This window comes from Serratia sp. MF1(2023) (assembly GCF_030954545.1).
Lineage (GTDB): Bacteria > Pseudomonadota > Gammaproteobacteria > Enterobacterales > Enterobacteriaceae > Serratia > Serratia sarumanii.
In genome coordinates, this window is the sequence record NZ_JAVHUX010000039.1 from 172,756 (window position 1) to 184,525 (window position 11,770).

At 61.4% G+C, this 11,770-nt stretch carries 12 protein-coding genes; 5 read left to right on the plus strand and 7 right to left on the minus strand.

What is annotated here, in order from left to right:
- Positions 1 to 23 precede the first annotated feature (23 nt).
- Both potE and REA38_RS19345 read left to right on the plus strand, forming a co-directional pair.
- A complete protein-coding gene (gene potE, locus REA38_RS19340) occupies positions 24 to 1,340 on the plus strand; it encodes a putrescine-ornithine antiporter (RefSeq protein WP_025305085.1) in 1,317 nt (438 codons plus the stop codon).
- Positions 1,341 to 1,426: 86 nt separating this feature from the next.
- Positions 1,427 to 1,732: a GIY-YIG nuclease family protein gene (locus REA38_RS19345; protein ID WP_139291246.1), complete on the plus strand. Its 306-nt coding sequence runs from the start codon at positions 1,427 to 1,429 to the stop codon at positions 1,730 to 1,732.
- Here the strand turns inward: REA38_RS19345 and REA38_RS19350 are convergent.
- Both REA38_RS19350 and REA38_RS19355 read right to left on the minus strand, forming a co-directional pair.
- Positions 1,719 to 2,222, minus strand: a complete 504-nt coding sequence (locus REA38_RS19350) for a GNAT family N-acetyltransferase (protein WP_033648656.1) — start codon at positions 2,220 to 2,222, stop codon at positions 1,719 to 1,721. The two genes, REA38_RS19345 and REA38_RS19350, sit on opposite strands and share 14 nt — an antisense overlap.
- Positions 2,216 to 2,743: an SCP2 domain-containing protein gene (locus REA38_RS19355; protein WP_308886465.1), complete on the minus strand. Its 528-nt coding sequence runs from the start codon at positions 2,741 to 2,743 to the stop codon at positions 2,216 to 2,218. The genes REA38_RS19350 and REA38_RS19355 overlap by 7 nt, the downstream gene beginning before the upstream one ends.
- 252 nt (positions 2,744 to 2,995) lie before the next feature.
- Between REA38_RS19355 and REA38_RS19360 the strand changes: the two genes are divergently transcribed.
- Positions 2,996 to 3,991: a peptidase U32 family protein gene (locus REA38_RS19360; RefSeq protein ID WP_015376422.1), complete on the plus strand. Its 996-nt coding sequence runs from the start codon at positions 2,996 to 2,998 to the stop codon at positions 3,989 to 3,991.
- An 11-nt stretch (positions 3,992 to 4,002) separates the two neighbouring features.
- The gene (locus REA38_RS19365) at positions 4,003 to 4,881 is read left to right on the plus strand and encodes a U32 family peptidase (protein ID WP_308886466.1); all 879 of its coding nucleotides are present in this window, start codon (positions 4,003 to 4,005) and stop codon (positions 4,879 to 4,881) included.
- A 691-nt stretch (positions 4,882 to 5,572) separates the two neighbouring features.
- Here the strand turns inward: REA38_RS19365 and REA38_RS19370 are convergent.
- The 3 genes from REA38_RS19370 to REA38_RS19380 are packed head-to-tail and all read right to left on the minus strand — an operon-like array spanning position 5,573 to position 8,816.
- On the minus strand, positions 5,573 to 6,712 hold the full coding sequence (locus REA38_RS19370) for an ABC transporter permease (RefSeq protein WP_308886467.1): 1,140 nt from the start codon (positions 6,710 to 6,712) through the stop codon (positions 5,573 to 5,575).
- Positions 6,709 to 7,863, minus strand: coding sequence for an ABC transporter permease (locus REA38_RS19375; protein WP_033636832.1), 1,155 nt, complete (start codon positions 7,861 to 7,863; stop codon positions 6,709 to 6,711). Before REA38_RS19375 ends, REA38_RS19370 begins: the two co-directional genes overlap by 4 nt.
- Positions 7,845 to 8,816: an HlyD family secretion protein gene (locus REA38_RS19380; RefSeq protein WP_047569616.1), complete on the minus strand. Its 972-nt coding sequence runs from the start codon at positions 8,814 to 8,816 to the stop codon at positions 7,845 to 7,847. The genes REA38_RS19375 and REA38_RS19380 overlap by 19 nt, the downstream gene beginning before the upstream one ends.
- Before the next feature lie 230 nt (positions 8,817 to 9,046).
- On the opposite strand from REA38_RS19380, the gene REA38_RS19385 reads away from it, so the two are divergent.
- Positions 9,047 to 10,060, plus strand: a complete 1,014-nt coding sequence (locus tag REA38_RS19385) for a luciferase-like monooxygenase (protein ID WP_308886468.1) — start codon at positions 9,047 to 9,049, stop codon at positions 10,058 to 10,060.
- A gap of 38 nt (positions 10,061 to 10,098) precedes the next feature.
- On the opposite strand, the gene yedF is transcribed toward REA38_RS19385, so the two are convergent.
- Positions 10,099 to 10,338: a sulfurtransferase-like selenium metabolism protein YedF gene (gene yedF / locus REA38_RS19390; RefSeq protein WP_004933486.1), complete on the minus strand. Its 240-nt coding sequence runs from the start codon at positions 10,336 to 10,338 to the stop codon at positions 10,099 to 10,101.
- Positions 10,335 to 11,549, minus strand: a complete 1,215-nt coding sequence (yedE, locus tag REA38_RS19395; protein WP_016929320.1) for a selenium metabolism membrane protein YedE/FdhT — start codon at positions 11,547 to 11,549, stop codon at positions 10,335 to 10,337. Before yedE ends, yedF begins: the two co-directional genes overlap by 4 nt.
- Positions 11,550 to 11,770 lie beyond the last annotated feature (221 nt).

Consider the following 11,770-nt stretch of genomic DNA (forward strand, 5'->3'; position numbering starts at 1 on the left):
GCATCCTAAAAGAGAAAATGATCATGAGTAAGTCCAATAATAAAATGGGTGTCGTGCAATTAACGATCCTGACCGCCGTGAATATGATGGGTTCCGGCATAATTATGCTGCCGACCAAGCTGGCCGAAGTGGGCACGATTTCGATCGTTTCCTGGCTGGTGACCGCCGTCGGCTCGATGGCGCTGGCCTACGCCTTCGCCAAATGCGGTATGTTCAGCCGTAAATCCGGCGGCATGGGCGGCTACGCCGAATACGCCTTCGGCAAATCGGGCAACTTTATGGCGAACTACACCTACGGCGTTTCGCTGCTGATCGCCAACATCGCCATCGCCATTTCCGCCGTCGGCTACGGCACCGAGCTGTTCGACACCACCCTCAGCCCGCTCGGGATCTGTATCGCCACCATCGGCGTGCTGTGGCTGGCGACCGTCGCCAACTTCGGCGGCGCGCGCATCACCGGCAAAATCAGCGGCATCACCGTCTGGGGCGTGATCATTCCGGTGGTGGGCATCTCGGTCATCGGCTGGTACTGGTTCAGCGGCAGCGCCTACGTCGCCGCCTGGAACCCGCATCAGGTGCCGACCTTCGAAGCCATCGGCGCCTCCATCTCAATGACCCTGTGGGCGTTCCTGGGGCTGGAATCCGCCTGCGCCAACACCGATGTGGTGGAAAACCCGGAGCGCAACGTGCCGATCGCCGTACTGGGCGGCACGCTCAGCGCGGCGGTGATCTATATCATTTCAACCAACGTGATCGCCGGCATCGTGCCGAACATGGATCTGGCCAACTCTACCGCCCCGTTCGGGCTGGCGTTCTCCCACATGTTCAACCCGACGGTCGGCAAGATCATCATGGCGTTGATGGTGATGTCCTGCGTCGGCTCGCTGCTCGGCTGGCAGTTCACCATCGCTCAGGTGTTCAAATCCTCCGCCGACAGCGGCTTCTTCCCGAAAATCTTCTCCAAGCTGAGCAAGGCCGACGCGCCGGTTAAAGGTATGCTGACCATCGTCGTCATCCAGAGCGGCCTGTCGCTGATGACTATCAGCCCGTCGCTGAACAAGCAGTTCAACGTGCTGGTGAACCTGGCGGTGGTGACCAACATCATCCCTTACATCCTGTCGATGGCGGCGCTGGTCATTATTCAGAAAGTGGCGAAGGTGCCGGACAACAAGGCGCGCATCGCCAACATCATCGCCGGCATCGGCGCGCTGTACAGCTTCTACGCGCTCTACAGCTCCGGTGAGGAAGCGATGATGTGGGGCGCCATCGCCACCTTCCTCGGCTGGACGCTGTACGGCATCGTCTCGCCGCGCTTCGAACTGGCGGGAAAAAAGGGGTAAAGCGGTAGGGCAGCGGCGGCCGGGGATGGGATTGTGACGGCGAACATGCCATCATACGCCGACCCTGGCCACCAAAGCGGCGTACGATGACCGACACCTCCCCCACTCCCTGGCACCTCTACATGCTGCGTTTACCGAGCGGCATGCTGTATACCGGCATCACCACCGACGTGGCGCGCCGCCTGGCGCAGCATCAAGCCGGCAAAGGCGCCAAGGCGCTGCGCGGAAAAGGGGAACTGACGCTGGCATTTCACTGCCAGGTGGGGGATCGCTCAACGGCGCTGAAGCTGGAATACCGCGTCAAACAGCTGAGCAAAATACAAAAAGAGCGGCTGGTGAATCACCCGCCGCTGTCGTTGGAGTATCTATTGCCGGTCGTTAAAAGCGATTAAACGGCGCCGAAAAAGCCACTTCGCCGCTGACGCCGTTCAGGGCGTCTTCCGCCAGCGGATACACCTGGAACGCGCTTTCCGTGTCCGGCCAGCGGCAGTTCAGGCCATAGGCGGCGGCCGGTTTAAAACCGAAGCGGCCGTAGTAGGCCGGATCGCCCAGCACCACCACCGCGGCGTAGCTGAATTCGTTCAGCGAATCCAAGCCTTCGTACACCAGTTTTTCAGCCAGCCCCTGACGGCGCAGGCTTTCATCTACCGCCAGCGGCGCCAGCGCCACCCATTGGCGATCTTCGCCGGCCACGTCCACCGGGCTGAACGCGGCGTAACCCACTACTCCGCCTTCGTCGTCAGTAGCGACCACGCCCAGCGTCAGCAGGCCGTCTTCGCGCAGCTGCTGCACCAGATCGGCTTCGTCGTCGCGGCCAAAGGCGCGGCGCAGCAAGGCGTCTATGCCCGCCGCGTCTACCGGGATCTCTACGCGGATCAGCATGATACCGCCACACGGGAAGCCGACGCCGTGCCCTCCTGCAACCCTGCTTCGACAAAATCAGCCAACTGCAACAGCCCCATGCGCAGCGGCGCAGGCATGCTTTCCAGCTCGATGGCGTCCATCAAATTTTTCACATACAGGCCCAATTCGGTATCCCCTTCAATCTGCAGCCGACGCTGAAAGAACAGCGTATCCGGATCTTGCTTGCGCGCCGCGATCAGGAGCAGATCGTTGGCGTCGCCGCTGAAACTGACGTCCGCTTCGGCGTGCTGGCTGACCACCAGTTTGTCGTTTTCTACCGTCATAAACCAGTGTAGCGCCAGATCGCGAACTTCGATCTTCAGCCAGCGCGATTCGAGAAATTCCAGATCCCCATCCGCCAACGCCTGGCGGAACTGCCAGCTCAGCACCTGTTGCAGCAGCTGGCGCTGCAGGGCGAACGGCGTGAATTTCAGCGGGATGCGCAGCAGCGACGGCCCCTGGCGCACAAGGCGTGCTCGTAGTTGTTCCAACACGGTCATCCACTCCTTTCAATACGGACTACCGCTATTTTGCCACACTGGCGCGCGGCTTCAGCGGTCTATATCAACAAATAGTGCATTTCACCGCCATGTTTATCAATACGCCATAAGCTGCCCCAAATCAAAACCTGTGTACGCCCCTTTGCCTAAAATGGCCTCCCCGATTCGCGTTTGCCGGCGGAACACCGCCGTCGGCAACCTTTAAAGACAGCGTGCGCCCGGCCGGGCGCACGGCTAAGCCAGGATAAATCTATGGAGCTGCTTTGTCCCGCCGGCAACCTGCCGGCCCTGAAGGCCGCGGTGGATAACGGCGCCGACGCCGTTTACATCGGCCTGAAAGACGATACCAACGCGCGCCACTTCGCCGGCCTCAACTTCACCGAGAAAAAGCTGCAGGAAGCGGTCGATTACGTGCATCGCCACGGCCGCAAGCTGCATATCGCCATCAACACCTTCGCCCATCCCGACGGCTACGCCCGCTGGCAGCGCGCGGTGGATATGGCGGCCCAGCTGGGCGCCGACGCGCTGATTCTGGCGGATCTGGCGATGCTGGAATACGCCGCCCAGCGCTACCCGCAGCTGGAGCGCCACGTTTCGGTGCAGGCCTCCGCCACCAACGAGGAGGCGATCCGTTTCTACCAGCGCAACTTCGAGGTGGGCCGGGTGGTGCTGCCGCGCGTGCTGTCGATGCATCAGGTGAAACAGCTGGCGCGCACCAGCCCGGTGCCGCTGGAAGTGTTCGCCTTCGGCAGCCTGTGCATCATGGCCGAGGGGCGCTGCTATCTCTCCTCCTACCTGACCGGCGAATCGCCGAACACCGTCGGCGCCTGTTCGCCGGCGCGGTTCGTGCGCTGGCAGCAAACCCCGCAGGGCATGGAGTCGCGCCTGAACGACGTGCTGATCGACCGCTACCAGGACCATGAAAACGCCGGCTACCCGACGCTGTGCAAGGGCCGCTATCTGGTGGACGACGTGCGCTACCACGCGCTGGAAGAGCCCACCAGCCTCAATACGCTGGAGCTGCTGCCGGAGCTGCTGGCCGCCAACATCGCCTCGGTGAAGATCGAAGGCCGCCAGCGCAGCCCGGCTTACGTCAGCCAGGTGGCGCGCGTCTGGCGCCAGGCGATCGACCGCTGCCAGGCCGATCCGGCCGCCTACCGCGCCGACGCCGCCTGGATGGAGACGCTGGGCGCGATGTCTGAGGGCACCCAGACCACGTTGGGCGCCTATCACCGCAAATGGCAGTAGCCGGAGGAAACATGAAATACGCACTGGGGCCGGTGCTCTACTACTGGCCGAAAAACGACATCGCGGCGTTCTATCAGCAGGCGGCAGAGAGCAGCGCCGACATCATTTACCTCGGCGAGAGCGTCTGCACCAAGCGGCGCGAGATGAAGGTCGGCGATTGGCTGGCGCTGGCGCGCGAAATCGCCCGCAGCGGCAAGCAGGTGGTGATCTCTACGCTGGCGCTGCTGCAGGCGCCGTCCGAGCTGAATGAGCTGAAACGCTATGTGGAGAACGGCGAGTTCCTGTTTGAAGCCAACGATCTGGGCGCGGTGAACATGGCGGCGGAGCGCGGTCTGCCGTTCGTCGCCGGCCATGCGCTGAACTGCTACAACGCCTATACCCTGCGCCTGCTGCGCCGCCAGGGCATGATGCGCTGGTGCATGCCGGTCGAGCTGTCGCGCGACTGGCTGACCAACCTGCTGGTACAGTGCGACGAGCTGGGCTTTCGCCACGATTTCGAGGTGGAGGTGCTGAGCTACGGCCACCTGCCGCTGGCCTATTCGGCGCGCTGCTTCACCGCCCGCTCGGAGAACCGCGGCAAGGACGAGTGCGAAACCTGCTGCATCAAGTATCCGCAGGGCCGCATGATGCGCTCGCAGGAGCAACAACAGGTGTTCGTGCTCAACGGCATTCAGACCATGAGCGGCTACTGCTACAACCTCGGCAACGAGCTGCCGAGCATGCAGGGGCTGGTGGACATCGTACGGCTATCGCCGCAGGGCGCCGAGACGCTGGCGCAAATCGATGCCTTCCGCGCCAACGAACGCGGCGAAAAGCCCTTGGCTTTGACCGATCACGCCGACTGCAACGGCTACTGGCGCCGCGTGGCGGGATTGGAGTTGGTGTCTTAGCGAGGTAAGCGCCGGCGGCGCACTGCCGCCGGCATTGTTTATTTATCAAGATGAATACGGTTATTTCCGCCGTGGAACCAATGGAATAAATTTACACACATCTGGCAGCAGCTTCTGATACCAAAATAAGTAAAAACCGCGATGACCGCATCTACCAAATGTTCTCCGTATGAAATAATACTTAGCGAGGAGAACGAGACAAGTAACATGCTCAACGTTAGCGCCATCATATTACAAAGCGGGTCTAAAATACGTCTATTGGCCATAACCCACCCTCTATTGTTGAAACGGTAAAAGCGATGTTCTCATCACCATCGACACTGCCCATTAACGCTATTGGCGTTTTTATTGCCGCCCAAGGCACCACCGTTATTCTTATTATTCCCTGCGGGGCTGTTATCGGCGCAAGAAACCGCCCCCATCAAGCCACCGTCAACCGCCAATCAGTTTCATCTCATCAGAAGTAAGCTCTCTTATTGTTGACATATTTATATTATCCTTTAAATAACACGTTATAGATAAAACTAACGCCAACCATTAATTCCCTAAACCGGTCGACAATGACAATTACCAAAGTCAATATAAGAAATTAAATCAAAATAACAATAGACATCCCGCTAAATAAACAACCTTAAACATATCGATAATACGAAATAATAAAGGCGCCGAATATGGCGCCTTTATTGGTTCCCTACGCCCGCCGATTCCTGAACATCCCGCGCAGCGCCACGCTGTTGCGCAAGAAACCGACGCCGAAGCCCAGCAGGGTGTAGACCACGCCGAGCACCAGCATCATCATCACGTCGCCCCACACTTCGTTCAGCGACAGCCCCATCTGGTTGACGCCGGCGATCGCCTTGGTGCCCCAGGTGGAGGGAATGCTGTAGGAGATGGCGCGCACCCAGGCCGGCATCGACTGCAGCGGCCAGATGGTGCCGGACAGGTAGAAGATCGGCGTGGTGATGAACGCCAGCGTCAGGTAGATCATTTCGACGCTGCGCAGGCACTCGGTCACCAGCTTGCCCAGCCCCAGCACCGCCAGCAGGAACGGGAAGGTCAGCAGCAGCAGTTCGGCGATGTTCGCCGTCTGCCGATAGCCCAATACCCACGGCCACAGCACGAACAGCACGATCGACAGGAACAGCCAGATCGGCAGCAGCGCCGTCAGCCCGCCGAGGTGCGCCGCCAGCGGCGCCTTGCCGCCGGGCATGCTCTTCATGGCGATGTTGACGCGGATACAGGCGATCAGCAGCGAGTGCTGCAACAGCATCACCAGCAGGCCGGGAAAGATGATCGCCGCGAAGCTGATGCCGGGGTTAAACACGTCCAGCGTTTGCCCCAGTATCGGCGTCAGCAGTATCTGCGCCTGCCGTTCGCTGAAGCCGCTGCGCAGCAGCAGCCCGTTGTTGTACTCCGTCAGCAGCTGCTGGTAGGCCGCCACCACGTCCTGTTGGATCTGGCCGTTGGCCAGGCGGTTGGTGGCGTCGCCGTACACCGGCACCACGATGTTCTGCCCGCTGAGGATCTTCTTCTCCAGATCCACCGGCATGATGATCACCGCAAACAGCTTGCGCCAGCCGAGATCGCGCTGCGCCTGCTCCAGGCTGTCGTAGGTTTCGATCGCTATCTTGGAGGTGGCGTCCAGTTGGCGGATCAGCTGCCGGCTGGCGGTGCTGTGATCCTGATCGACCACCCCCACCGGCAGATCCCACACCGTGCGGTTGGCGTACACCATGCTCATGATGCACAGCGACAGGATCAGCATCAGCCATACCGGCCGCTCCAGCATGCCGAGCAGCACCTTAACGAAGGTTTGCCAATAGAGTTTCATCCGGCGTTCCCCTCTTTTGCCAGCCGCGCCGGCAGGCGATTGCGCACCAGCAGCGCGGCCACCAGCGGGTAGACCGCCAGCAGCGCACACACGCTGAAAATGGCGCTGGCGTGCACCTGCCGCAGGAACACGTCGAACATCGCGTACAGCGCGTGGGTCAGCGGCTCGATGTTGGAAATGATGCGCGCCGGCAGCGGCATCGACAGCTCAGGCACCGCCATGCCGGAGAAGGTCATCGCGATACTGACCAAAATACCGATCAGGCTGTAGGCGGTGATGGTGCTGCCGGTAAAGGTGTACAGCAGCAGGCCGATGCTCTGCGCTGCCATCACGTAAAACAGGCCGATCATCAGCATAAACAGCGGGTTGCCGCTGACGCGGGCGTCAAAGATGCCCACCAGCGCCGCGATCTCCACCATCAGCAGGGTGGTGAAACACAGCGTGTACGGCGCCAGCTTGCCGAGCAGCGCCAGGCTGAACGGCTTGGCCTGCAGCAGCGATTTGCTGCGCGCCAGCACGTAGATCATGCAGGTCACCGCGAACAGCTGCAGCAAATGGATGGTGGCGGCGAACTGCTGGTAATAGATATAGCTGCCGCTGGCGTTGAACAGGCTGCCGTAAGAGAGCGTCACATCCGCCAGCGGTGGCAGCGATTTGCCCATCTCGGTGGCGATGATGCTGCGGGTGCTGGCGTTGATTTCGTTCATCAGGCCGCCAAAGTCCTGGGTGGAGTACAGCCCGGCGCCGTAGAACAGCGCGTTGTAGTACATCACCACGCTAGGCTGTTTGCCCGACAGCGCGTTGGCCTCGAAGTCCGGCGGAATGTACAGCAACGCGTAATCCTGCGCGCTGCGCAGGCGACTCAGCGACTCCGGCAGCCCGCCGCCGTAGGCCTCGACGTGGGCGTGCGACCCGGCGTCCAGCCGCCGGGTCAGCGACTTGGACAGCGGGCTGTGATCGCTGTCCACCACCGAGACCGGCAGATCGAGCAGCGTGCCTTCGGAGAAGTTGCTGCTGATCAGCCCAAACAGGATCAGCGGAAAGATCCAGCTCAGCCAGTGCACCACCGGGCTGCGAAAGGCGACGCGACACTCTTTGTCGAACGCGTGACTGAAGCAGCGCCAGCCGGCCCTTACTCTTTCCATTGCCATAAGGTGCTCATCCCCGGACGCAGGCCGTCCACCGGCTGTGACGGATACAGGCGCACTTCGAAGGTTTTCAGGTCGAAGTCGCCGGTGGCGCGGGTGGCGCGTTTGGTGGCGTAATCCCCCAGCGGCGCGATGTAGCGCACCTCGGTGTCGATCATTTTGTCCTTCAGCGCCGGCACCCGCAGCTTGACCTTGTCGCCTTTGCGCACGTGGGCCAGGATGTCTTCGCGCAGGTTAAACACGAAGTAGGCGTCCGGCACCCGGATCAGCGTCACCAGCGGGCTACCGGCGTTCAGCAGCTCGCCCACTTCGGCCGGGATCGGCCCCACTTCGCCGTCCACCGGCGCTTTCACCTGCAGATCGTCGCTCTGCGCCTGGATCTGCAGCAGGTTCTCTTCCGCCGCCCGCAGCGCCGCCGCGTATTGTTGCCGCAGCTCGACGCGGTCGCCGTTGATGCCTTCGTCCAGGTTGGCCTTGGCCGCCTGCACCTGCTGGAAGGCGGTGTCGCGCGCTCGGCGCGAGGCATCCAGCTCGGACTTCGAAATATAGCCCTTGCCGGCCACACTCAGGTTGCGGTTGTAGTCGTTTTGCGCATTGCGGTACTGCGCTTCGGCCTGCGCCAGGTTGGCGCGCAGGTTGCGGATGCTCTCTTCACGGGTGCCGTGCAGCGACTGATCGAGCTGCGCCTTGGCCTCGTCGCGCGTGGCCTGCGCGGAACGCAGCTGCGCCATCAGTTCGGGGCTGTCGAGCTGGATAATCAGCTGGCCGCTTTTCACGTCGTCGCCGCGTTCGATCAGGCGTTCAACCACCCGGCCTTTCGCCTTGGAAGCGACGATCACTTCGGGAGCGTCCACTTCACCCTGCAGTAACAGATCCTGATTATGCGCGCGGAACAGGATCGCCAATGCGATCGCCACCATCATCAGCAACAGGGTAAACAGCGTCTTTTTTTTCATTATGTCGGCTCCCGGAACGGTAAGCGGCGGGCGGGGATCATCATTTCCATATCTCAAATTGCTCCAAAAAACACCATTGCTCTCATGAGGATATCACAAGCACATATCTCCTCTTTTATAACTATAAATTGGATTATGCTTTTAACACTAAAAAGCATCATTTTCGGCTTTTTGGTATGCAGACTCCTGCAATCGCCCTTTAAGCGATCCACTCTCTGATGGACGATGTCATGACTGAAAACACTGCGGTACCGCTGTCGGTACTGGATTTATCGCCAATCCCGCAAGGGGCCAAAGCGCGCGACGCTTTCCACTGTTCGCTGGATCTGGCGCAGCACGCCGAACGCTGGGGCTACCGGCGCTACTGGCTGGCCGAGCACCACAACATGACCGGCATCGGCAGCGCCGCCACCTCGGTGCTGCTGGGCTATCTGGCCGCCGGCACCCAAAGCATTCGCCTCGGCTCCGGCGGCGTGATGCTGCCGAACCATGCGCCGCTGGTGATCGCCGAGCAGTTCGGCACGCTGGAGTCGCTCTATCCCGGCCGCATCGATCTGGGGCTGGGCCGCGCGCCCGGCACCGATCAGCGCACCATGATGGCGCTGCGCCGCCACCAGTCCGGCGATGTGGATACCTTCCCGCGCGACGTGCAGGAGCTGCAAAACTACTTCTGCGACGCGCAGCCCGGCCAACCGGTGCAGGCAGTGCCGGGCCAGGGGCTGCACGTGCCGCTCTGGCTGCTCGGCTCCAGCCTCTACAGCGCGCAGTTGGCGGCGCAGCTTGGCCTGCCGTTCGCCTTCGCCTCGCACTTCGCCCCGGATATGCTGTTCCAGGCGCTGCAGCTGTACCGCGAAAACTTCAAACCGTCCAAACAGCTGGCGCAACCGCACGCCATGGTGTGCGTCAACGTGATCGCCGCCGACAGCGATAGCGATGCGCGCTTCCTGTTCAGCTCGATGCAGCAACAATTCATCAACCTGCGCCGCGGGTCGCCCGGCCCGCTGCCGCCGCCGGTGGATAACATCCACGCGCTGTGGACCGCCGGTGAGCAATACGGCGTCGAGCAGGCGCTGCGGATGTCGATCGTCGGCGATGAAAAAACCGTGCGCCACGGGCTGCAAACGCTGCTGCGTGAAACCGATGCCGACGAGATCATGGTCAACGGCCAGATCTTCGATCATCAGGCGCGGCTGCGTTCGTTCGAGATTGTTGCCGGAGTGAAAGGCGACATCGTGAAGGGATAAAACGCGAAAAGGCGGTGGGGAACCCCACCGCCTCGGCGTTAACGCTGGATCAGATAGCGGATGGTCGGCCCGTCCTGCTGGATATCCAGCACCTTGTAGCCGTGGTTGCGCGCGTCGAGCGGGATGTTGTTGATCGACTGCGGGCAATCGCTGATCACCTCCAGGATTTCCCCCGGCTTCAGCTGCGGCATCGCCTCCAGCGTCGCCACCGCCGGGTACGGGCAAGGCTCGCCCAGCATGTCCAGCCGGTAGTCCGGCACTATTGTCGTCTCTTTCATGGCATGCTCCTCAAATTCACCACCTGCGCCTCAGGCCGGGCGCGGAAAAAGCGTTTCTCCCACCACAGCATGGCGGCGAAGGCCAGCGCCAGCAGCAGATAGGTCACCAGCAGGCCGCCGATCGGGCCGAAGGTGTCGAGCAGGTTGATCTTGTCGTAGTCGGTCGCCAGCGCCGGCGCCAGATCGTCCCAGTAATAGGCCAGCAGCGTGGCGCCGATGATGTTGCCCAGCCCCACCCACCAGTAGTGCACCTGCCCTTCCACCGCGCGGTACATCCAGCCGGTCTCGCAACCGCCGGCCAGCACGATGCCGAAGCCGAACAGCAAGCCGCCCAGCACCGCATTCGGGCCGGCCCACATGATTTTCGGCGCCACGCCGAGCTGCACGTAGCTGAAGATGCCGATGGCGCTCACCGCCATGCCGATGATGATGGCTTTCGCCATGTGGGTACGGCCGGTGATCCACAGATCGCGGAACGCCGAGGTGAAGCAGATCTGCGCGCGTTCGATCAGCAGACCGAAGCCGATGCCAAACAGCATGGCGATGCCGAGCTTCGGCGCATCGAACAGCGTCCACAGCGACCAGGCCACCGCCAGGCCGAAGACCGCCATGCCCAACCGGAAGCGGCGGCGCGCTTGCTCAGGTTTCTGCGTCAGCGGCGCGGCGGCCTTCACCTTTTGCAATTTGACCGGGATGCGAAACATCGGCAGCAGCGTGAATTTGGCGCCGAAGTACGAACCTGCAGCGGTCGCCAGCGCGAAGAACCAGGCGTGCAGCGAAAACTGCGGAATACCGGTGAAGAACGCCGCCAGGTTACAACCCATCGCCAGGCGCGCGCCGAAGCCGGCGATAATGCCGCCCAGCAGCGCCTGCACGATGCGAATGCGGTGCTGCGGCTGGCGCAGCTTGATGTTGTTGGCCCACAGCGCGGCGGCGATGCAGCCGGCGAACATGCCGATGATCATGCGCCCGTCGATGCGCTCCAGCGGCGTGCCCTGCAGGCCGATAACCTTGAAATAGCCCCACTGCTCGGGGTGCAGGCCGAACCACTGCAGCACATGGCCGCCCCAGCGGGTGAACTCGCCGGTCACCGCCCAGAAGGTGCCGGTCATGCCGAAATAGTAGGTAGAAAGGATCCCGGCGGCGATCACCGCCGGCAGCGGCGCCCAAAAGCGCACCAGGTATTGAGATTTGAACTGCTGCCAACTCATGGCATCTCCCGTGCATATCATCCGTAAGAAAAAACCTTATGAATGATACGCCATTCAGGGGCGTTTGACGGCAACTTTCAGGCATAAAAAATCTATGGTCACCCCCGTTTTTGCAACACCGATTTTGATCTATGATGGGCTTGCGTAAATCTATTCGGCGTCTGGTGAACGATACCCTGTTCGCGCCACGATGAGTTTCGCGCCTGTTGAACCTGAAAAAC

What these genes read in the sequence shown, in the direction of transcription:
- yedF (WP_004933486.1), bottom strand. Translation starts at nt 10,338, where the DNA reads ATGAAAGAGACGACAATAGTGCCGGACTACCGGCTGGACATGCTGGGC.
- REA38_RS19345 (WP_139291246.1), top strand. Translation starts at nt 1,427, where the DNA reads ATGACCGACACCTCCCCCACTCCCTGGCACCTCTACATGCTGCGTTTA.
- REA38_RS19375 (WP_033636832.1), bottom strand. Translation starts at nt 7,863, where the DNA reads ATGGCAATGGAAAGAGTAAGGGCCGGCTGGCGCTGCTTCAGTCACGCG.
- yedE (WP_016929320.1), bottom strand. Translation starts at nt 11,549, where the DNA reads ATGAGTTGGCAGCAGTTCAAATCTCAATACCTGGTGCGCTTTTGGGCG.
- REA38_RS19370 (WP_308886467.1), bottom strand. Translation starts at nt 6,712, where the DNA reads ATGAAACTCTATTGGCAAACCTTCGTTAAGGTGCTGCTCGGCATGCTG.
- REA38_RS19365 (WP_308886466.1), top strand. Translation starts at nt 4,003, where the DNA reads ATGAAATACGCACTGGGGCCGGTGCTCTACTACTGGCCGAAAAACGAC.
- REA38_RS19380 (WP_047569616.1), bottom strand. Translation starts at nt 8,816, where the DNA reads ATGAAAAAAAAGACGCTGTTTACCCTGTTGCTGATGATGGTGGCGATC.
- potE (WP_025305085.1), top strand. Translation starts at nt 24, where the DNA reads ATGAGTAAGTCCAATAATAAAATGGGTGTCGTGCAATTAACGATCCTG.
- REA38_RS19355 (WP_308886465.1), bottom strand. Translation starts at nt 2,743, where the DNA reads ATGACCGTGTTGGAACAACTACGAGCACGCCTTGTGCGCCAGGGGCCG.
- REA38_RS19360 (WP_015376422.1), top strand. Translation starts at nt 2,996, where the DNA reads ATGGAGCTGCTTTGTCCCGCCGGCAACCTGCCGGCCCTGAAGGCCGCG.
- REA38_RS19350 (WP_033648656.1), bottom strand. Translation starts at nt 2,222, where the DNA reads ATGCTGATCCGCGTAGAGATCCCGGTAGACGCGGCGGGCATAGACGCC.
- REA38_RS19385 (WP_308886468.1), top strand. Translation starts at nt 9,047, where the DNA reads ATGACTGAAAACACTGCGGTACCGCTGTCGGTACTGGATTTATCGCCA.